Below are 20,055 nucleotides of genomic sequence, written 5' to 3'. Positions count from 1 at the left end.
TGAGGGGACTCCGAGGTTGTCAGGGGCTGGGGTCAACGCTGTTTCCTGGTGAGGAAGCCCGTGGGGCGGTTCGCGGGCGGCACCGTGCCGACCGCCGTGCCGCGGGTCCGGCCGGTTCCGGGCGCCGCCGTCCGGCGCCCGGGGCCGGTCCGGGCCCGCGGCACGAGCCGCCCCTACGGCGCGGTCAGCGGCCCGTAGGCCCCCGGGGCGCGGTCGCGGTAGAACTGCCACCGGTCGCGGACCTCGCGGAGCTTGGCCATGTCCAGGTCGCGGACGACGAGTTCCGTCTCCTTGTCGCTCGCCACCTCTCCGACGAACTGGGCTTCGGGGTCCACGAAGTACGAGGTCCCGTAGAAGTCGTTGTCGCCGTACTCCTCGACGCCCACCCGGTTGATCGCGCCCACGAAGTACTCGTTGGCGACCGCCGCGGCCGGCTGCTCCAGCTGCCAGAGGTAGCCGGACAGACCGCGTGAGGTGGCCGAGGGGTTGAAGACGATCTCGGCACCCGCGAGTCCGAGGGCACGCCAGCCTTCCGGGAAGTGCCGGTCGTAGCAGATGTAGACGCCGATCCGGCCGACGGCCGTGTCGAAGACGGGCCAGCCGGAGTTTCCGGGCCGGAAGTAGAACTTCTCCCAGAATCCCGGAACTTGGGGAATGTGGGTCTTGCGGTACTTGCCCAGGTAGGAACCGTCGGCGTCGATCACGGCGGCGGTGTTGTAGAGGACCCCGGGCTGTTCCTCCTCGTACATCGGCAGGACGAGGACGAGACCCAGTTCCTTCGCCAGCGCCTGGAAGCGCCGGACGATCGGGCCTTCGGGGATCTGCTCGGCGTACGCGTAGAACTCTTTGTCCTGGACCTGGCAGAAGTAGGGTCCGTAGAACAGCTCCTGGAAGCACAGGACCTGTGCGCCCTGCGCGGCCGCGTCGCGAGCCGCCTGCTCGTGGACCTGGATCATCGATTCCTTGTCGCCGGTCCATGCGGTCTGGAAGACGGCGGCGCGGATCACTCTGCTCATCGGGACCTCCGGTCGCTCGGTGTGCGAGGAGCCTAGAAACCCTGCGCCGGGTCTTTGAGTTGCACCGTGTCACGTCCGAAGTGCTCTGCCGTTCCACGGTGTCACCTCCGCGCTGTCCCGTGTTTCACCTGAGTCGTCGTGTGTTTCACCGTTGTTGCCCATCGGGTCTTCACCGTTGTTGTGCGTCGTGCGCGAGCAGGGCGATGTGGACGGAGGCGGCTTGCTCGAAGTCGTCGAGGTCGACGCCGAGGCGCGCCTGTATGGCCTCCAGGCGGCGGTAGAGAGCGGGCCGGCTGACGTGGTGGAGCTGGGCGGTGCGCGACTTGTTCCGGCCGGTGGCGAGGTAGGTCCGCAGGACGGGCAGCAGGTGCGGGTCCGCCTGCGCGCCGCAGAGCAGCCCGTCGAGTTCCCGTTCCGCGAAGGACTGGACGTGCGGGTCGTCCCGGAGCAGCCGGACGAGGCCGCGCAGATGGACGTCGCGCAGCCGCACCAGCGCCGGCCGGTCCTGGCCGGCGGGGGTGTCGGCGGCGGCCTCGGCGACGTGCAGGGCCTCGCGGAGTCCGGCGGGGACGTCGTCCCAGGCGGTACGGGGTCCGGCCGCGGCCACGGTGGCGGGGACTCCGGTCTCGTGTCGCAGCCGTACGGCGAAGTGCGCGGCCAGGGCCTCCGCGTCCTGGTCACGAGCGAGGCTGAGCAGCAGGGCGGTGGCTCCGTCGGACAGCTCGGCGACGAGCCCCGGGAGCCCCAGCAGCCTCAGTACGCGGTCGAGTTGGGCGGGGTCGCCGTCACGTACCACCAGGGGGACGAAGGTCCGGCGGTTCACGGGCAGGCCGGCGGCCCGCGCTCGGGGAAGGAGCTGGCGGGCCGGTACGACACCGCTCACCAGGTCGGTCAGCAGGCTCTGCCCGGACTCCTCCTCCCAGGTGTGGGCGGAGCCGCCGAGCATGCGGTGCAGGACCAGCGCCTCGGCGGCACGGTCGGCGAGCAGCCGCCCGGTTCCCGCGTCGCCCCGGTGGCCGCACAGCACGATGCGTCCCCATCTCTCGCCCCGTCCGCCCAGTTCGGCGCGGATCCAGCCGTCGCCCTCGCTGCCGCCCGCCTGCCGGGCGATGCGGTCCCAGTCGCGCAGGACGTCGTCCACGGCGGAGCGTTCGCCGGCGGTGGCGAGGACCCTGTGGGCGAGGTTGGTGACGACGACCGGGCAGGCGGCGTGCACGGCGATCTCGTCGAGCATGCTCTGGAGCGGGGCACCGGTGGTGATGAGTCCGGTGAGCGCGGTCCGTACGGTCTCGGAGAGGCTCACGGCGGCGAACTTGCTCCGCACCAGCCGGGACTGCACCTCCTCCGTCAACTCGGCGAAGGGGAAAGGCCGGTGGAGCACGACCATCGGCAGTCCGCAGCGTTCGGCGGCCCGGCGCATCACGTCCGGGGGTGCGGGGAAGGCCCGGCCGAGTCCGAGGACGACGGCCGCGGCCTCGGCCCGGTGCAGCGAGCGGATGTACTCGGCCTGGGCGTCGGGGTCACCCGCGAGCAACACCCCTGTGGTGAGGACCATTTCGCCGCCGCTGAGCATGACGCCCACGTCGGCCGCCTCGGCGACGTGCACCCAGCGGACGGACCGGTCGAGGTGGCCGGCGCCGGCCACCACCTCGGGCTCTCCGGCGAGCACCCGGTCCAGGGCGAGGACCTGGCGGACCGAAAGAGCGGGTTCCAAGGCGGTGGTCATGGCGGCGTTCCCCTTTTTCTGTGGCTCGGTTCGCCTCCGGAGCGCTGTGGCCGGTGCCGAGGACTCGACGCGTGCTCAGCCCTTCGGGTCTTCGCACGTCGGGGTCTTCGGCGCCGGGCGCCCCCATCGGCTCGCTCGCCCTTGCTCAGGATCTGCTACTGGGCGCGCCTCAGGGCGCGTTCGAGGATCGACGCCCCCTCCTCGGCCTCCGCGACAGTCAGGGAGAGCGGCGGTGCGATCCGCAGCACACTGGTGTTGTGAGCGCCGCCCTTGCCGATCAACAGGCCTTCCTCGCGGGCCGCTTCGAGCACGGCCGCGGCCGCTTCGGGGTTCGCCCGGTCGGTCCCGGGCTCGACCAGCTCGATGCCGATCATCAGTCCGCGCCCGCGCACCTCGCGCACCCCGTCGAACTGCGCGGCGACCGCGCGGAGCCGTTCGATGAGCAGGCCGCCGACGCGCCGGGCGTTGCCCTGGAGGTCGTGTTCGAGGAGGTAGGTGAGGTTCGCGAGCCCCGCCGCCATCGTGACCGGTGAACCGCCGAAGGTCGAGATGGAGTTGGAGTCGAGGCAGTTCATGATCTCGGCGCGCGCGACGACGCCGCCGACGGACATGCCGTTGCCGATGCCCTTGGCGAAGGTGAGCATGTCGGGCGGGCCGGAGGCGGCGTGCGCCTGCCAGCCCCAGAAGTGCTCGCCGGTGCGGCCCCAGCCCGTCTGCACCTCGTCGGCGATCCAGAGGATGCCGTGCTGCTGCAGGACCTCACGGAAGGCCGCGTACAGACCGTCGGGGGGTGCCGTGAAACCGCCGACGCCCTGGACGGGTTCGGCGATCAGCGCCGCGGGCGGGCGGACGTGTCCGAGCAGGTCCTTGAGGTCGTCGACACACGCGGCGATGAACTCGGCGTCGCCGAGGTCGGCGTACGGGCCACGCGTCCGGACGCCGCCGTGCACGTACAGCGTCTGGAGCGGTGACAGGGAGGTCGGTGACCAGCCCTTGTTGCCGGTGATCCCGACCGAGCTGAACGACCGGCCGTGGTAGCTGTTGCGCATCGCCAGGATCTGGTTGCTCCGCCGGTGGGCGGTGGCGAGCAGCAGGGCCGTGTCGTTGGCCTCGGTGCCGGACGTGGTGAAGAAGACGCGGGCGTCGGGGATGCCGGACAGCTGGGCGATGCGTTCGGCGAGGTCGATCATCGGCCGGTTGAGGTAGAGCGTCGAGGTGTGGATGATCCGGCCGGCCTGCTCGCTGACCGCTTTGGTCACCTCGGGCAGGGCGTGTGCGGTCATCGTGGTGAGGATGCCGCCGAAGAAGTCGAGGTACTTGTTGCCGTCGGCGTCCCACACGTGGCGGCCCTCGCCGTGGGTGATCTCGATCGGGTCCTCGTAATACAGGGCGAGCCAGTCGGGCAGGACGGCCTGGTGGCGGGCGTACAGGTCGGTCATGGCTGCACCAGCCCTTCGTAGGCGTCGGGGCGCCGGTCGCGGTAGAACGCCCACTGTTGGCGTACTTCCTCGATGAGGTCGAAGTCCAGGTCGCGGACGATGAGTTCCTCGGCCTTGTCGCTCGCCGTCTCGCCGACGAACTGTCCGCGCGGGTCGACGAAGTACGAGGTTCCGTAGAAGTCGTTGTCGCCGTACTCCTCCTGCCCGACCCGGTTGATCGCGGCGATGAAGTACTCGTTGGCGACGGCGGCCGCGGGCTGCTCCAGCTGCCAGAGATGGGCGGAGAGGCCGCGGGAGGTGGCGGAGGGGTTGTACACGAGCTGGGCGCCGTTCAGACCGAGCTGCCGCCAGCCTTCGGGGAAGTGGCGGTCGTAGCAGATGTAGACGCCGATCCGGCCGACGGCCGTGTCGAAGACGGGCCAGCCGAGGTTGCCGGGCTTGAAGTAGTACTTCTCCCAGAAGCCCTTCACCTGCGGGATGTGGTGCTTGCGGTACTTGCCGAGGTAGGTGCCGTCGGCGTCGATCACGGCCGCCGTGTTGAAGTAGAAGCCGGACTGCTCGACCTCGAACACGGGTACGACGATCACCATGCCGGTCTCGCGCGCGAGCTCCCGCATACGGGTGACGGTGGGCCCGTCGGGAACCGGTTCCGCCCAGCTGTAGTGCTCGGGCTCCTGGACCTGGCAGAAGTAGGGGGCGTTGAAGACTTCCTGGAAACCGATGACCTTGGCACCCTGCCGGGCCGCCTCGCGGGCGTGTTCCTCGTGCTTGGCGACCATGGATGCGGTGTCGCCTGTCCAGGTGGCCTGGACCAGGGCGGCGCGTACGACGTTGGCCATGAGCTGCTCCTTCGACGGGACGTCAGAGAGCCTCTACGCCCGTAGACAAAGGCTGTAGAGGCTCGAAAGTAAGCCCCCCGGACAGCCTTGCCAAGACCATCGTCGTTAACCCGCTGAGTCGATCACGTTTCTGACCCCCCCGGGTGAGTGACGTGGCCGGTGGCCCCGGACGGTGGGACCGATCGGAGGACGGGAACGTCTTCCGGCGTCGCCGTCCGGCGGGCCCGGCGGCCGGGTGACGGCGCGGCCCGCGGGGCCGGGCGGCCGGGTCGCGTGACCGCGCCCGGAACCGGCGGTCACGCGGTGAGGCCGGCGACGCGCAAGGCGTGGAGCAGGTCCCAGTGGCATTCGTCGGACACGCTCCGGGCCGCCTCCAGAAGGAGCGGCACAAGGCGATGGGGGTCCGCCTCGGCGCTGCGGGCGGCCTCCTCGGGGGCACGCACACGGACGTACGCGTCGAGGAGCGCGTCGAGCTCACGACGGCGGCCCTGGTGGACGAGGTCGAGTACGGCGGCGCCGATCTCGGGTGCGGGCCGGGAGACGCCCTGGCGCAGCATCTGCCGGCCGTCGGGGGTGCGGCCGGCGGCGGTGAGCGCGTCGGCCGCGGCGACCAGGCGGTCGGCGGGCAGCGAGGCCGCCTCCCACAGCAGGGTGGCCCAGTCCGCGTCGAGACCGGCGCGGTGCAGTTCGGCGGCGAGCAGGGGAAAGCGCGCGGCGGGCCAGTACGCCGCCTCGACGAGCAGGGCGTGCGCCTCGCCGCTGCGGCCTTCGCCGCGCAGTCGCGTGAGTGTCCCGACGGTGTCCGCGGTGAGCCGTCGCGCGTCCTCGTCCACCGGCTCCGTCCGCGTCCGCGGGCGCACGGGTTCCTCGGCGGCCCCCGCGAAGCGTGCGCCGCGCGGTGTGCGCCTGGTCGGCGCGGCCGGGGCGGGCAGCACCGGTGCCGTCTCCGGCAGGGCCGTGGGCGTCTCGTCCGGCTCCGCCATCCCCGCGAAGCGGGCGCTGCCCCGGGAGCGGCGCTTCGAGCGTTGCTTCGGCGCGGGAGGCGCGGGGCGCTCGGGGGCGGGCTGGGAGCGGTCGACGCGCTCAGGGGGCTCATGGACGTCTTCTGGGCGCGCGATCGGGTCGCTCACGCCCTGCTGGTGCCGTGGGACACGCGGCGCGCCCCCGCCCTCACCCGCGACTCCCCCGCCGTCCCGCCCGGAGTGCGGCCCGTCATGCTCGGCGCCCCCACCGTCCTGTCCGGCCCTCCCGTTCGCCCGCCCGGCGTACGGCCCTTCACCCTCGGCGCGCGGGGCGTACGCGCCGGGGCTCGGGGCCGTTCGTTCGACCGGGGCGTACGCGCCGGAGCGGGGCGGGGTCCACCCGTCCGGCGAGACGTGCCCGGCGGCCCGGATGTACGCCCCTTCGCCGCCCGGCGCGTGGTCCACCGGCGGAGACACGGGCCCCGCCTGCCCAGGGACCCTCGGGCGGGCGCCGGGACCTGGGTCCGGGGTCCGGCCGAGGGAGCTCGCGCCGGTGTCGTGCCCGCCCGTTTGCGCGCTCGGGTGGATGCCGGAGGCACCCGTCTCCGGGCCGCGCCGGGCGCCTCCCGTTCCGGACGGGTCCGCCCAGTTCTCCGGCTGCCCGGCCCACGCGCCGTCCACGGCGCCGGGGGCCGGAAAGCTCAGCGCGTCCTGCGCGAGGGTACGCAGGGCACGACGGTCGACGCTGTCGATGCGGTGACGGAGCTCGGTGCAGCGCGCGGTGGCGCGTTCGTGATCGTCCTGGGCCCAGGCGAGGTCCAGACGGATCGTCTCGGCCTGTTCCCGGGAGGCGGCCGAGTGGAGCAGCCCGCCCAGCTCGGCCTGGCGTTCGGCGGCGTAGCGCTGTTCGCGGAGCATGACGTCGAGGCGGTCGCCCAGGGCGTCCCGGCCGCCCGGACGGGCGTCGTACGCGGCCAGCGAGGCGTCGTGCAGGCCACGGGCCCGTTGGGTCTCCTGAGCGGCTGCGCGCTCCCCGAACTCCGCGCCGACATCCTGCAGGAGCGCCTCCACGACGTCCCAGGGCGGCACTTCCCAGCCCTGGAGGCAGGCTCGCATCCCGTCGGGATCGCGTTGCCAGAAGACGCCGCACCAGCCGCCGCTCTGGTCCAGTCGTTCCACCAGCCCGTTCAGGTACCTAGCGAACTCCAGTACCTGTCCCGGGAGTTGTTCTACAGCCATCACCCAACTCCCCGCCCGACGTGAGTGCTCCGCCCCGGTAGAAAACACCAACTGTGTTACGGGACGGCTACAGGGAGTTTTCGGAGCGGACGCAGAGCCCTCAGGGCGGGACCGCATCGGCGCACTCCCCGTCGGGCGCGCCGATGTCGAGCGACCCTACGCCCCTCCCCCGTCAGCTTGTTGAAAGCCGACCCATCGCAGCCCGCGCGCGAAGGCCGGCGCCGGGCGCGTGCGAGCGGCCGGCGCCCGCCGCGCGCCGACCGCTCGCTCGCGTGCCGGCCCGCGAGCCCGCGGTCCCCGGACTCCCCGGAGAGCGGCGGACCTTGGGACGGCCTCAGGTTCGGCACGCCTCCCCCGCGAGGGCCCGGGGCAGGACCAGGCGGATCAGGGCGGCGACGCCTTCGTCGTCGTTGCTGGGCAGCACGATGTCCGCGGCGCGCAGGGTGTCCTCGTGAGCGTTGGCGACGGCGGCGGCGAGCCCGGCCGCGCGCAGCATCGGGATGTCGTTCGGCATGTCACCGACGGCGGCGGTGTGTTCCAGCGGCAGTCCGCGCCGCTCGGCGAGCAGGCGCAGCGCCTCCCCCTTGTCGACACCGGGGGCCGACAGTTCGAGGAAGTCGCCGGTGGACCTGGTGATCACCGCGCGGTCACCGACGACCGTGGCGAGCAGGTCGGCCAGTTCGTCCACGAGCAGCATCGGGTGGGCGGCGAGAATCTTGGTCACGGGATCCCCGTCCACCGGTGCGGACGTGTCCTCCAGGGGCAGGTGCGACCAGGGGTTCGGCACCAGCCGCACGAAGGCGGCCTCCAGCCGGAGCCCGGACACGGAGTCGACGCCCACCGCGATCCCGGGCACCGCGTCCCGCACCGCGCGCAGGATCCCCGCCGCGTCGGCGGAGCCGAACCCCCGGCAGTCCAGCAGCCGCCCCGACGCGACGTCGACGGTCACGGCGCCGTTGCTGCACACCACGGGCCCGGTGAGCCCGTAGCGCCGCGCCAGGTCCAGGGTGTCCCGGACGGGCCGTCCGGTCACCCCCACCACGGCGACGCCGGCCCGTCCCGCCTCCGCGAGGGTGCTCAGGGTGCGCTCGCGGATGGCTCCGGACGAGTCGAGCAGGGTGCCGTCGAGGTCGGTGCAGACGAGCCGCACGACCGTGCGCACGCGGCGTCCGCGCCTGGCCTCGGGCTCCGGACCGATGGAGAGCCGCGCGGCGCCTAGAGGCGGTTCGTTCGAAGTCGCCACGCCTAAGCGGGCGTTGGTGTTCGACATGGCCGGAGGCTAATGACTACGCGTGTAGACAACAAGTGGTTATTCCGCGAATTCAACAATTCGGCAGCCACCCACGCCGGCCGACGACCGGCCTGGACAGCCGAGCGGGTCGGCTGGCAGGGGCATGACACACCGCTCCCCGTGCGGCGCCCGGACGGCGCACGGGGGCCGGTCAGACCACCGGGGCCAACGCGCACCGCACGACGAGGTCGTCCATCGAGAGCCCGAGGGACCGCGCCAGCGCCGCGACCGTGAAGAAGGCTGGCGTGGGCGCGCGCCCGGTCTCGATCTTGCGCAGGGTTTCCGCGGAGATTCCGGCCACCCCGGCGACATCCGCCATGCTGCGACCGCCGCGGGCCTCACGCAGCAATCGGCCGAGCCGCTCGCCTCGTTCACGCTCTTCGGGGGTCAGGGGGGTTCGCACCATGGGCCCATTCTAATACCGGTATAGTAATTGGCATGGTGGAACTGAAGACGGACTCATCGATCGACGAGATGCGCGCGGCCGGCCAGGTCGTGGGCAGGGCGCTCACGGCGGTGCGGGAGGCGGCCCACGTGGGCGTCTCCCTCCTGGAGCTCGACGAGGTGGCACACCAGGTCCTGCGCGAGGCGGGCGCGAGCTCCCCCTTCCTCGGCTATCGCCCCTCCTTCGCGCCCACGCCCTTCCCGGCGGTCATCTGCGCCTCCGTGAACGACGCGATCGTGCACGGCATCCCGACGGACCAGCGGCTGCGCGACGGCGACCTGGTCTCCATCGACTTCGGCGCCGAACTGGGCGGCTGGGTGGGCGACTCGGCGATCAGCTTCATCGTCGGTGAGCCGCGCGCCGCCGACGTGCGGCTCGTGGAGACCGCCGAGCGCGCCCTCGCCGCGGGTATCGAGGCTGCCGTCGTCGGGAACCGCGTCGGGGACATCGCGCACGCCGTCGGCACGGTGTGCCGCGCGGCGGGGTACGGGATCCCGGAGGGCTTCGGCGGGCACGGCGTGGGCCGCCGGATGCACGAGGACCCGCCCGTCCCCAACGAAGGCCGCCCGGGCCGCGGACTGCCCCTGCGGCACGGCATGGTCCTCGCCATCGAACCCATGCTCATCGGCGGCGGCACGGACGGCTATCACGCGGCCCCCGACGGCTGGACGCTGCGTACGGACGACGGCTCCCGAGCGGCCCACGCGGAGCACACGGTTGCCATCACGGACGCGGGCCCTCGCATCCTGACGGCGCGCTGACCTCTCGGGGAGTCGACCGCCGCGGGGCGAACGAGCGGTCCCGCCGCCCCGCGGCACGGCCGCTACGGCGTGGGCCGCACCACCATGGCCGAACCTCCGCCCCGCCGCACCTTCTCGGCGGCGGCCAGCCACTTGCCGTTCGCGAGGCGCTGGACGCCCGTCGCCGCGCCGATCTCCGGGTTCGGTTTGAAGGAGTGGCCGATGGCTTCGAGCCGCGCCCTCGACGGGCTGTCGTACAGGCCGGGTTCGAGTTCCGTCTGGGCGGCGTTGCGCTGACTGGCGCGTGGCGTGGCGATCGCGTCGACCAGCGGGAGGCCTCGGTCGACGAACTCGGTCAGTGTCTGCAGCACGGTGGTGACGATGGTCGCGCCGCCCGGTGAACCGAGCGCCACGACGGGCTTGTCGCTCCGGTCGAGCACGATGGTCGGCGAGATCGAGGAGCGCGGACGCTTGCCGGGGCCCGGCAGGTTCGGGTCGTGCACGGCCGGGTTGGCCGGCGCGAAGGAGAAGTCGGTCAGCTCGTTGTTCAGGATGAAACCCCGCCCCGGGACGGTGATCCCGCTGCCGCCGGTCTGCTCGATGGTCAGCGTGTAGGCGACGACGTTGCCCCACTTGTCGGCCACCGTCAGATGGGTCGTGTTCTCGCCCTCGTACGTCGTCGGGGCGGCCGTCCCCGCGGTGGCACAGGCGGCGGGACTGCTCGGGTCGCCCGGCGCGAGCGGGCTCGTCAGCACCGCGTCGTCCTTGATGAGGCAGGCTCGCCCGTCCGCGTACTTCTGCGAGAGCAGGCCCTTGGTGGGAACGTCCTCGAAGGCCGGGTCGCCCACCCAGCGGCCTCGGTCCGCGAACGCGATCCGGCTCGCCTCGATGTAGCGGTGCAGATACTGCGCCTCGCTCGCCTTCGAAAGGTCCGTCTTCTCCAGGATGTTGAGCGCTTCGCCGACGGTGGTGCCACCGGAGGAGGAGGGTGCGATCGAGTAGACCTTCAGACCGCGGTACGAGGTCTTGGTCGGCGCCTGGCGCTTCGCCTCGTACGCCGCGAGATCCTCCAGGGACAGCTTGCCGGGGCGGGCGTTGTAGCCGGACGCCGGGTCCACGGGCGGCTTGCCGACGGCACGGACGATCTCCCGGCCGAGGCTGCCGCCGTAGACCGTGTCCGTCCCCTTCCTGCCCAACTCTTCGTACGTGCGCGCCAGATCGGGGTTCTTGAAGGTCGATCCGACGACCGGCAGCGAGCCGCCGGGCAGGAAGAGCTTCGCGGTGTCGGGGAAGTTCTTGAAGCGGGCCTGGTTGGACTCGGTCTGCGAGCGGAAGGTCGCGTCGACCGTGAACCCGGCGCGGGCGATGCGCTCGGCGGGCTTCAGAACGCTGCTCAGGCGCTTGCTGCCCCACTCGTCCAGGGCCGTCTGCCAGGTGGCGGGCGTGCCCGGTGTGCCCACGCCCAGCCCGCTGGTGACGGCGTCCGCGAAGGCGAGCGGCTTGCCGTTCTCCAGGAACAGCCCGGCGTCGGCGCTCAGGGGCGCGGTCTCGCGCCCGTCGAGCGTGCGCACCGTACGGGACTTGGCGTCGTAGGAGACGAAGTAGCCGCCCCCGCCGATGCCGGACGAGTAGGGCTCGGTGACGCCGAGGGCCGCCGCCGTGGCGACGGCCGCGTCGACGGCGTTGCCGCCCTCCTTCAGGACCTCGATGCCGGCGGCGGAAGCGTCCGCGTCGACGCTCGCCACGGCGCCGCCGTAGCCGACCGCGACGGGCACCTTCGGGGCTGGCGACTTCGCGACCGCGGCCGGTGGCCCGGGCGGCGCCGCCGCACCGACCGACACCACCGCGGCCGAAACCGCCAAGACCGCCAGATTCCGCGCAAGAGGGCGACGCATCCGTACCTCCAGTCAACAGCCGTCTGCGCAGCGTAACTTCCCCGACATGCCCGCGTCAGGCCCCCTCGAACGCCGTTTCGTGAGCCCGCTAGCATGCGCGCCCATGAATGACGACGTGCGCAACATCGTCCTGGGCGTCCTGGCCGCCGGCCTCAGTGCCGCGCTCGGCTGGCTCACCCGTACCTATCTGTGGAAGCGCAAGCTCCGCCGCAAGCAGGCGTTCTTCGGACTGCCCGACAACTCCGAGTCGCTGCTGGTGGTGAACCGCGAGGCGGGCGGCCCCGAGCTCACGGTGATGCGCCATGACGTCTTCGCGCTTCTCGAACTGTCCGCACTGATCAAGGACTGCGGAGCACACGCGCAGGTCATCGCGCACGACGCGACGCAGCAGGGCTTCGGCGAGCGCACGGAGTTCTGTGTGGGCGGTCCTGCGTCGAACCGGCGTATGGCCGCGCATCTGCACTCCCTGCTGCCCGGCATACGCGTCAACGTCGATTCCGAGCCGGGGCCCGATCGGGGTGCCTTCCAGATCGGCAGCGAGCGCTTCCGCCTCGAAGGGGGCAAGGCCGAGTACGTGATCCTCGCCCGGCTGACCGCGGGGCAGACCCGTGACGTCAGACCGGTCTTCCTCTTCTGCGGCCAGCGCGCGATCACGAACCAGGCGGCGACCCGCTATCTGGCCCGCAACCACACACGCCTCGCACGCAAGCACGGCAGCAGCAGTTTCGTACTGCTCTTGAAGGTCGTGAACTCCCAGGCGTACGGCCCCGATGTCGTCGAGGTCGTCGCCGACGTCACCCGCGCCGCCCAGACCCCGCTCCCGACACCACCGCCCACGGCGCCGGACCCCGAAGAGGGCGAGACGTCCCCAGCGGCACCGGCCACGCCCCGGTCGCGTCGGCGTACATGACACCGACGCTTTCCGGCCGTCCGCGTGGACGCGGGTCGGCGAGACCCCGCACAATGAAATGAACACTTCAACAATCGTTACCCGCACGTAACTTACCGACGGGTTACTTCGGGTGGGCCACCGAGGTTACCGTCGGGTCACTTTGCACTGACCGAGTGAGGAGTGACCCGTTGGGACACGGTCGCAACGCCCTGCGCACATCTGCCGTCGGTGCCGTCTCCGCGACACTCATCGCCGCCGCGGGTCTGGGCCTGGCTCCCGCCGCCCAGGCCGCGGGCGGCACGAGCGGCATCCGCTTCGTCGACATCTCCGGAGACGGCGGCACGACCCTCAAGGGCAATGTCGTCACCCCCGCGGGAGCCGACGGCACCCGCGCCTACCCGCTCATCGTGCTGCCCACGAGCTGGGGCCTGCCCCAGGCCGAGTATCTGGTGCAAGCCCAGAATCTCGCGAACTCCGGCTATGTGGTGGTCAGTTACAACGTCCGCGGCTTCTGGCAGTCGGGCGGCGAGATCGAGGTCGCGAGCCCGCGCGACACGGCCGACGTGTCCAAGGTGATCGACTGGGCTCTCGCGAACACCCCCGCCGATCCGCGCAAGGTCGGCGTGGCGGGCGTGTCCTACGGCGCCGGAATCAGCCTGCTCGCCGCCGCGCACGACAAGCGCATCAAGGCCGTCGCGGCGCTGAGCGGCTGGGCGGACCTGACCGAGTCGATCTACTCCGGCCGCACCGAGCACGTACAGGCGGCCGCCCTGCTGGACGGCGTCGGACACATCACCGGCCGTCCCGCGGCCGAGACCCAGCAGGTGTTCAAGGACTTCTTCGCCTCGAACCTGTCGAAGGAGCAGGATCTGATCGACTGGGGGAAGAAACGTTCCCCCGGGACCTACGTCGACCAGATCAACAAGAACGGCGCCGCCGTCTTCATGGCCAACACCTGGGGCGACACGATCTTCTCGCCCAACCAGTACGCCAGGTTCTACGACGAGCTGACCGGACCCAAGCGGCTGGAGTTCCGCCCCGGCGACCACGCCACCGCCGAACTGACCGGCCTGTTCGGGCTCCCCAACGACGTGTGGACCGACACCGGCCGCTGGTTCGACCACTATCTGGCGGCCGAGGACAACGGGATCGACCGCGAACAGCCGGTCCAGCTCAAGTCCCGTTCCACAGGCGGCTACGAAGGCTATCCGGACTGGAAGTCGATCGGCGCGACCACGAGGAAGATCGCCCTCGGGGGCACCACCAGGATCCACACGAACGTCGACTCGGGCGCGGACGGCGGGGTCATCTTCCTGTCCAGCATCCTCGACCAGCTCACGCGGATCCCGCCGATCGCCTCGATCCCGCTGCTGCCGCGCTACTGGGCGGCGGTGTGGCAGTCGGAGAAGTACGCGAGCACCCAGCACATACGCGGCACCACCCGGTTGCACACGACGGTCACCGGTACCAAGGAGAGCGGCACCCTCGTCGCCTACCTCTACGACGTGGGCCCGCTCGGCCTCGGCAAGCTGGTCAGCAACGCGCCGTACACCTTCCACGGGCAGACGCCCGGAAAGCCGTTCGGTCTGGACCTGGAGTTGTTTTCCACGGCCTACGACGTCCCGGCAGGGCATCGTCTCGCCCTGGTGGTCGACACGGTCGACCCGCTCTACATCGAGCACAACCCGTCCGGCGCGCAGCTGACCTTCTCCTCGCCGGAGCACGACCCGTCCTACGTGTCGGTACCCCTGCGCGAACAGTGATCTCCGGCTGCCGCCGGCCGGGCCTGGCCCTGTGAGCTGCTGCTCCCCCCTACGGTGTCGGGGCTGTGGGGGGAACCCCACCCGGCAGCAGCGTCCCTGGTTCGGCCGGAGCCACCACGGCCTCGGTCTCGGGACTGCGCCGCTCCCACCGGGACGCCCGTGGGGCGGCCCAGGAGAACAACACGCACATCCCGATGCAGATCGGCGAGATCACCGTCACCACGGGGATGAACGGCAAATCGTAGTCGAGGTTCGCCGCGATCAGCTTCCCGATGGGAAGGAACTCCTCGTAGGTGGAGGGCGCGGACCGTTGCCACGCCGTCATCGCCAGGAGGATCGCCGCCAGTACGGGCTCCGACGGCAGGTTCCGAACGGTGAGGGTCGGCACTTCGCCACCGCGCGGGACGCGACGACCGTACGGCTGGGCCTCCTTGGCGCGGGCGATGGGGCGTGCGCGATGGCACGCCCGCTTCGGGGTGAGCGTCTTCAGGTGCTGAATCCCTTGCGTGACGGGGCAGTCGGGAACCCGTTCGGGGACGGGTCCCTGGGCGGACGGACGGTCCGGCGCGGCGCCCGCGGCGAGCCGTGCGGTCAGCGCGCGCGGGCGTGCGGACACACGTGTGGTACGGATCATGCGGAGCGCTCCCGCTCAGTGCTTGAGGATCTTGGAGAGGAAATCCTTGGCGCGGTCGCTGCGCGGGTTGACGAAGAACTCCTCCGGGGCGCGGTCCTCGATGATGCGGCCGTCCGACATGAAGACGACGCGGTTGGCGGCGGAGCGCGCGAAGCCCATCTCGTGCGTGACGACGACCATGGTCATTCCGTCGCGCGCGAGTTGCTGCATCACCTCCAGGACTTCGTTGATCATCTCGGGGTCGAGCGCCGAGGTCGGTTCGTCGAACAGCATCACCTTGGGGTCCATGGCGAGCGCGCGGGCGATGGCCACACGCTGCTGCTGTCCGCCGGAGAGCTGAGCCGGGTACTTCGGGGCCTGGGAGGCGAGGCCCACCCGGTCCAGGAGTTCCCGCGAGCGCTTGTCGGCGTCCTCCTTCTTGCGTCCGCGGACCTTCGTCTGGCCTAGCGAGACGTTCTGCAGGACCGTCTTGTGCGCGAAGAGGTTGAAGGACTGGAAGACCATCCCCACTTCGGCGCGGAGCCGCGCGAGGGACTTGCCCTCGTCCGGGAGCAGCTGCCCGTCGAGCTTGATCGTCCCCGACTCGATGGGCTCGAGCCGGTTGATCGCCCGGCACAGTGTCGATTTACCGGACCCGGACGGGCCGATGATCACGACCACCTCCCCCTTGCCGACGGTGAGGTTGATGTCCTGCAGAACATGCAGCTCCCCGAAGTACTTGTTCACGTCGTGCAGCTCGATCAACGGATCGACGGCCATCCCGGTCCTGCCCACTCTCGGCTGTGTCGGTCAGCGCAAACTATCGACGCGAATCGGTACTTAACGGGCGACACGCACGCAGGGCAATTAACCGTATTTGAGGCTGCATGACGAGCACATCACGACACTCCGACGGTCCCCCGGATGCCCCCCGGGCCTCTAGGCCTCCGCGGCCTCGGCGTAGATCTGGGACAGCTCGGGGACGCCCTGTACGGCCCAGTCGAGTCCGGCCTCGACGACCGGGATCTCGCGGCCCGAGGCCAGACGGACGACCGGGCTGCCTCCGGGCCAGACGTGCCAGGCGGCGCCCGGCACCGTGCGCACCACGACGGTGCCGAGATAGAGGCCGGCGTCGTTGCCGAGCCAGGGCAGCGCTTCGGGGTCGTCGCGCCACAGCGGCAGGAGCTGGTCGAGCGCCGCCAACGAGGCCGGGGTGTCGTCCAGTTCGAGGCCGACCGCCGCGGCGTGGGAGCGGAGCAGTTCGCATTCCGAGAGCAACTCGGCGACGCCCGCCGGATCGTCCTCGAAGGCGGCGCCGAGGGCCTGGTCGCGCCGTGCCGGGTGCCGCTTGCGCCACTTGTCCAAGAAGGGGATGTTCATGACCGGCCTCTCCGTGGGGTGCGATCGCCGAAGCTCCGCTTTCCCGGCATTTGACAAGAATGTATCTTGCGGCAGTTGATCACGGAATCAGGCGAATCGTGCCGCCCATCGGACCGCGATCCGGACCTCCCGCACGTCTTCCCCGGCCGGGCGAGGCGCACCCTTGCCGGGGGTGTTCATCGTCCTTAGGGTTCAACGCGGCATGATTTCAAGCGTGTTGACTTTCGCGCGTCGCCTGCCGTGCAGCGCGCCACGGAAAGGGAGTTGCCCGTACGGAACGCCGTGCGGTCGGTCGACGAGAGCGCCGGGGGCCGATCCGGCGGACGACGGCGGAGGGACGGACATGACCGGGGAAGCGATCACGGACCTGGTGGCGATCGCCCAGGTGCACAACGAGCGGCGCGAACTCGTCGACGACGACTGGGGCGAGGTGGCCTCCGTCATCCGGCTGGACTCCGGGCGGTTCACGGCCGACGCACTGCTCTCCCTCGACTCCTTCTCCCACCTCGAAGTCGTCTTCCACTTCCACCGCGTTCCGCCGGCCAAGGTGCAGGAGGGCGCCCGCCATCCGCGCAACAACCCGGAGTGGCCGCTGGTCGGCATCTTCGCCCAACGCGGCAAGAACCGCCCCAACCGCATCGGGGTGTCCCGCTGCCGGCTGGTCAAGACGGACGGTCTCGATCTGCACGTGGTCGGGCTGGACGCCGTCGACGGCACTCCGGTGCTCGACATCAAGCCGTATCTGCGGGAGTTCGGGCCGCGCGAGGCGGTGGTCCAGCCGGAGTGGGCGGACGAACTGATGCGCCGGTACTACTGAAAAATCCGGTCCGGTGAGCGATGGCTTCCCGTCGCGGGGATCTACGGCGTCCGGACATCGCCCGGCCGAGCCCTGCCGCGGACGCGGCCACGCCGCGGACGGGTCGGGGTCTAGACGTCCAGGTCCACGACGACCGGCGCGTGGTCCGAGGCGCCCTTGCCCTTGCGCTCCTCACGGTCGACGTAGGCGTCCTTGACCGCCGTCGAGAACGCTTCGTTGCCGTAGACGAGGTCGATGCGCATACCGCGGTTCTTCGGGAAGCAGAGCTGGCGGTAGTCCCAGTAGGTGTACGGGTGCGCGTACTTGAGGGGACGCGGCACCACGTCCGTCAGGCCCGTCTCGCGCAGGGCGGCCAGCGCGGCGCGCTCGGCCGGCGTGACATGGGTCAGGCCCTCGAACGCCGACACGTCGTAGACGTCGTCGTCCGTCGGAGCCACGTTGTAGTCGCCCATCACCGCGAAGGGCCGGCTGCCCGCCGCGTCGCCCGCGACCGCGGCACGCAGGGCCTCGAACCACTGGAGCTTGTACGCGTAGTGGGCGTGCTCCACCTCGCGGCCGTTCGGCACGTACACCGACCAGACGCGGACCGGGCCGCAGGTCGCGGAGACGGCCCGGGGCTCCTCCGCACCTTCGTACCCGGGGTCGCCGGGCAGGCCCTTGACCACGTCCTCCAGACCGACCCGCGAGATCACCGCCACGCCGTTCCACCGGCCCGTGGCGTGCACGGCGGACTCGTAGCCCAGCTCGCGCAGCTGTTCGACCGGGAACTGCTCGGCGGCGACCTTGGCCTCCTGGAGGCACAGCACGTCCGTGCCGCTGCTCTCCAGCCAGGCCAGCAGCCTCGGGAGACGGGCGGTGATCGAGTTCACGTTCCAGGTGGCGATGCGCATGCCTCACAACCTACCGGGCGGGTACGACAACGGGTCCGCCGGAGACACCCGGGCGCCGCGAGGACGGCGCGGGAGAACCGCGGGTTCGCACCCCGCCGGCTCAGACCTCCGCCGACGCCCCCGGCGTGAGCCGCAGGTGCTCGGAGCCGCCCAGCGCGCCGATCTGGCGGTCGTAGATCGGCCGGGCCAGGTCCGTGAGCAGGGCGTCGTGGATGTCGTACGCGCGTTGCGGCTTGACCTCGCGGACGTACTCGATGACCTCGGAGATCTTGTTCCACGGGGCCATCACCGGGAGCATCAGCGTCTCGACCGGCCGGTCGGGGACGGTGAGGGCGTCGCCGGGGTGGAAGACGCGGCCGCCGTCGACGAGATAGCCGACGTTGGTGATGCGGGGGATGTCCGGGTGGATCACGGCGTGCAGCTCGCCGTGCACCTGGACGTCGAAACCGGCGGCGGTGAACGTGTCGCCGTGGCCGACGGTGTGCACCCGGCCGGGGAAGGCGGGGGAGATCTTCTCCGCCACCGACCGCAGCGTCCAGATCTCGGCCGCCGGGTTCGCCTCCATGGCCGCCCTCAGGTGCTCCTCGTCGAAGTGGTCCGGGTGCTCGTGCGTGACCAGGAGGACGTCCGCGCCCAGGGCGGCGTCCGTCTCGCTGAAACCGCCGGGATCGATGACGAGCGTCCGCCCGTCCTTCTCGAGACGGACGCAGGCGTGCGACTTCTTCGTGAGCTTCATGGGACCATCCTGCCCCCGCACAGGTGCGGAGGCAGGACTCCCGCGGACCACCGCCCGCTCACTCCTCGGGAGTCGTCTCCTCCCGGATGACCTGCTGCGCCACCTTGAAGGCACTGTTCGCGGCCGGCACACCGCAGTAGACGGCCGTCTGGAGCAGCACTTCCTTGATCTCCACCGGGGTCAGACCGTTGCGCAGGGCGGCGCGGGTGTGGAAGGCGAGCTCGTCGAGGTGGCCGCCCGCGACCAGGGCGGTCAGCGTGACACAGCTGCGCGAGCGCCGGTCGAGCCCGGGCCGGTCCCAGATCTCGCCCCACGCGTACCGCGTGATGAACTCCTGGAAGTCCCCGGAGAACTCGTCCGCCGAGGCCAGCGCCCGGTCGACGTGCGCGTCTCCCAGCACCTCGCGCCGCACCTTGATCCCGGCGTCGTAGGGATCGGGCCGCCCCATGACCTCGGGCACGACGGCCGGGGCGATCTCGGCGAAGGGCCCGGGCTGCGGCGGAACGACCGCGAGGGACTGCGCCGGCGCGACCTGGACCGCCATCTGACCGGTGGACGCGTCGAACGCGGGCTGCCAGGCCGTGGAGAAGTGCCGTACGAGCAGATCCGTGACGGCCGCCGGTTGCTCCACGGGCACCAGGTGCGACGCGCCGGGCACGACCGCGAGGCGGGCGTCCGGTATCCCGGCGACCAGGGTCCGCGCCTCAGCGGGCCCGGTGACCTGGTCGTCGGAGCCGACCAGGACGAGCGTGGGCACGCCGACCATGCCCAGTTCGGCCCGCACGTCGAAGGCGGCGAGCGCCTCGCAGGCCGCGATGTAGCAGCCGGGGTCGGTGGTGCGCACCATCTGCACGGCCCACTCGGTGATCGCGGGCTGGGCCGCCGCGAAGCCGCTCGTGAACCAGCGTTCGGGCGAGGTACGGGCGATCGGGTCGAGCCCGTTCGAGCGCACGATCACCCCGCGCTGCCGGAACTCGTCGGCCGTGCCGAAGCGGGGCGAGGCGGCGATCAGCGCGAGGGAGGCGATCCGGTCCGGACAGCGCAGCGCCAGCTCGATCCCGAGGGCCCCGCTGAACGCGCAGCCCGCGTACCCGAAACGCCCGACACCGAGCTGGTCGAGCGTGGCAAGCAGCCGCCCGGCGAGTTCGGACACCGATCCGGCCGGATACGCGGGGGCCCCGCCGTGTCCCGGCAGGTCGAAGCGGAAGACCCGCCAGTTCTTGGCGAGCTCCGGGACCTGCCTGTCCCACATGTGCCAGGTGGTGCCGAGCGAGGGTCCGAGTATGAGGACGGGGGCGTCTTCCGGGCCGTCGATGCGGTACTGCAGGGCAGGGGTCTTCGTCTCACTCACCGCCCCACGCTAACTTCCGCC

17 protein-coding genes and 1 pseudogene are annotated in these 20,055 nt (G+C 71.3%); 4 read left to right on the top strand and 14 right to left on the bottom strand.

Translation table 11 applies throughout. From position 1 onward, the window contains the following. Window positions 1–173: 173 nt before the first annotated feature. From OG788_RS34765 to OG788_RS34735, 7 genes are all read right to left on the bottom strand, one after another. On the bottom strand, window positions 174–1,016 hold the full coding sequence (locus OG788_RS34765) for a nitrilase-related carbon-nitrogen hydrolase (RefSeq protein ID WP_356755994.1): 843 nt from the start codon (window positions 1,014–1,016) through the stop codon (window positions 174–176). Window positions 1,017–1,185: 169 nt separating this feature from the next. Then, window positions 1,186–2,742, bottom strand: coding sequence for a PucR family transcriptional regulator (locus tag OG788_RS34760; protein ID WP_406375038.1), 1,557 nt, complete (start codon window positions 2,740–2,742; stop codon window positions 1,186–1,188). Window positions 2,743–2,897: 155 nt separating this feature from the next. Further along, window positions 2,898–4,181: an aspartate aminotransferase family protein gene (locus OG788_RS34755; RefSeq protein ID WP_351547224.1), complete on the bottom strand. Its 1,284-nt coding sequence runs from the start codon at window positions 4,179–4,181 to the stop codon at window positions 2,898–2,900. After that, window positions 4,178–5,020, bottom strand: coding sequence for a nitrilase-related carbon-nitrogen hydrolase (locus OG788_RS34750; protein ID WP_351547221.1), 843 nt, complete (start codon window positions 5,018–5,020; stop codon window positions 4,178–4,180). The genes OG788_RS34755 and OG788_RS34750 overlap by 4 nt, the downstream gene beginning before the upstream one ends. Window positions 5,021–5,316: 296 nt before the next feature. Continuing rightward, window positions 5,317–7,221, bottom strand: coding sequence for a hypothetical protein (locus tag OG788_RS34745; RefSeq protein WP_406375037.1), 1,905 nt, complete (start codon window positions 7,219–7,221; stop codon window positions 5,317–5,319). 334 nt (window positions 7,222–7,555) lie between these two features. Next, entirely contained in the window at window positions 7,556–8,491 is a 936-nt protein-coding gene (locus tag OG788_RS34740) for an HAD hydrolase family protein (protein WP_406375036.1), read from the bottom strand. 172 nt (window positions 8,492–8,663) lie between these two features. Next, window positions 8,664–8,918 carry a helix-turn-helix domain-containing protein gene (locus tag OG788_RS34735; RefSeq protein ID WP_406375035.1) on the bottom strand — a complete coding sequence of 85 codons (255 nt, stop codon included), beginning with the start codon at window positions 8,916–8,918 and terminating at the stop codon, window positions 8,664–8,666. Between the two features lie 32 nt (window positions 8,919–8,950). Between OG788_RS34735 and map the strand changes: the two genes are divergently transcribed. After that, window positions 8,951–9,718 carry a type I methionyl aminopeptidase gene (gene map / locus OG788_RS34730; protein ID WP_351547209.1) on the top strand — a complete coding sequence of 256 codons (768 nt, stop codon included), beginning with the start codon at window positions 8,951–8,953 and terminating at the stop codon, window positions 9,716–9,718. A 62-nt stretch (window positions 9,719–9,780) separates the two neighbouring features. On the opposite strand, the gene ggt is transcribed toward map, so the two are convergent. Further along, the gene (gene ggt / locus OG788_RS34725) at window positions 9,781–11,592 is read right to left on the bottom strand and encodes a gamma-glutamyltransferase (protein ID WP_406375033.1); all 1,812 of its coding nucleotides are present in this window, start codon (window positions 11,590–11,592) and stop codon (window positions 9,781–9,783) included. A gap of 103 nt (window positions 11,593–11,695) precedes the next feature. On the opposite strand from ggt, the gene OG788_RS34720 reads away from it, so the two are divergent. Both OG788_RS34720 and OG788_RS34715 read left to right on the top strand, forming a co-directional pair. Continuing rightward, on the top strand, window positions 11,696–12,502 hold the full coding sequence (locus OG788_RS34720) for a hypothetical protein (protein WP_406375032.1): 807 nt from the start codon (window positions 11,696–11,698) through the stop codon (window positions 12,500–12,502). A gap of 170 nt (window positions 12,503–12,672) precedes the next feature. Beyond that, on the top strand, window positions 12,673–14,247 hold the full coding sequence (locus OG788_RS34715) for a CocE/NonD family hydrolase (protein WP_406375031.1): 1,575 nt from the start codon (window positions 12,673–12,675) through the stop codon (window positions 14,245–14,247). 49 nt (window positions 14,248–14,296) lie between these two features. Here the strand turns inward: OG788_RS34715 and OG788_RS34710 are convergent. The 3 genes and pseudogenes from OG788_RS34710 to OG788_RS34700 form a co-directional block, all read right to left on the bottom strand. Beyond that, window positions 14,297–14,545, bottom strand: a pseudogene (locus OG788_RS34710) (amino acid ABC transporter permease); the annotation flags it as partial. A gap of 351 nt (window positions 14,546–14,896) precedes the next feature. Then, window positions 14,897–15,640 (bottom strand): amino acid ABC transporter ATP-binding protein, encoded by a 744-nt coding sequence (locus OG788_RS34705; RefSeq protein ID WP_406375030.1) that lies wholly within the window; start codon window positions 15,638–15,640, stop codon window positions 14,897–14,899. A 159-nt stretch (window positions 15,641–15,799) separates the two neighbouring features. Beyond that, window positions 15,800–16,240 carry a DUF6278 family protein gene (locus OG788_RS34700; RefSeq protein WP_406375029.1) on the bottom strand — a complete coding sequence of 147 codons (441 nt, stop codon included), beginning with the start codon at window positions 16,238–16,240 and terminating at the stop codon, window positions 15,800–15,802. A gap of 343 nt (window positions 16,241–16,583) precedes the next feature. On the opposite strand from OG788_RS34700, the gene OG788_RS34695 reads away from it, so the two are divergent. After that, on the top strand, window positions 16,584–17,057 hold the full coding sequence (locus tag OG788_RS34695) for an SAM-dependent methyltransferase (protein WP_356755972.1): 474 nt from the start codon (window positions 16,584–16,586) through the stop codon (window positions 17,055–17,057). A 110-nt stretch (window positions 17,058–17,167) separates the two neighbouring features. Here OG788_RS34695 and OG788_RS34690 read toward each other — a convergent pair whose 3' ends face one another. From OG788_RS34690 to pcaC, 3 genes are all read right to left on the bottom strand, one after another. Further along, window positions 17,168–17,947, bottom strand: coding sequence for an exodeoxyribonuclease III (locus OG788_RS34690; RefSeq protein WP_406375028.1), 780 nt, complete (start codon window positions 17,945–17,947; stop codon window positions 17,168–17,170). Window positions 17,948–18,047: 100 nt separating this feature from the next. Further along, window positions 18,048–18,683, bottom strand: a complete 636-nt coding sequence (locus OG788_RS34685; protein WP_351547189.1) for an MBL fold metallo-hydrolase — start codon at window positions 18,681–18,683, stop codon at window positions 18,048–18,050. A gap of 58 nt (window positions 18,684–18,741) precedes the next feature. Next, window positions 18,742–20,034 carry a 4-carboxymuconolactone decarboxylase gene (pcaC, locus tag OG788_RS34680; protein ID WP_406375027.1) on the bottom strand — a complete coding sequence of 431 codons (1,293 nt, stop codon included), beginning with the start codon at window positions 20,032–20,034 and terminating at the stop codon, window positions 18,742–18,744. Between the last annotated feature and the right edge of the window lie 21 nt (window positions 20,035–20,055).

The organism is Streptomyces sp. NBC_00647 (assembly GCF_045207245.1).
Classification (GTDB): Bacteria; Actinomycetota; Actinomycetes; order Streptomycetales; family Streptomycetaceae; genus Streptomyces.
The sequence above is the reverse complement of the archived record's forward strand: the minus strand, read 5'-3'. Positions and strand labels throughout refer to the sequence as shown.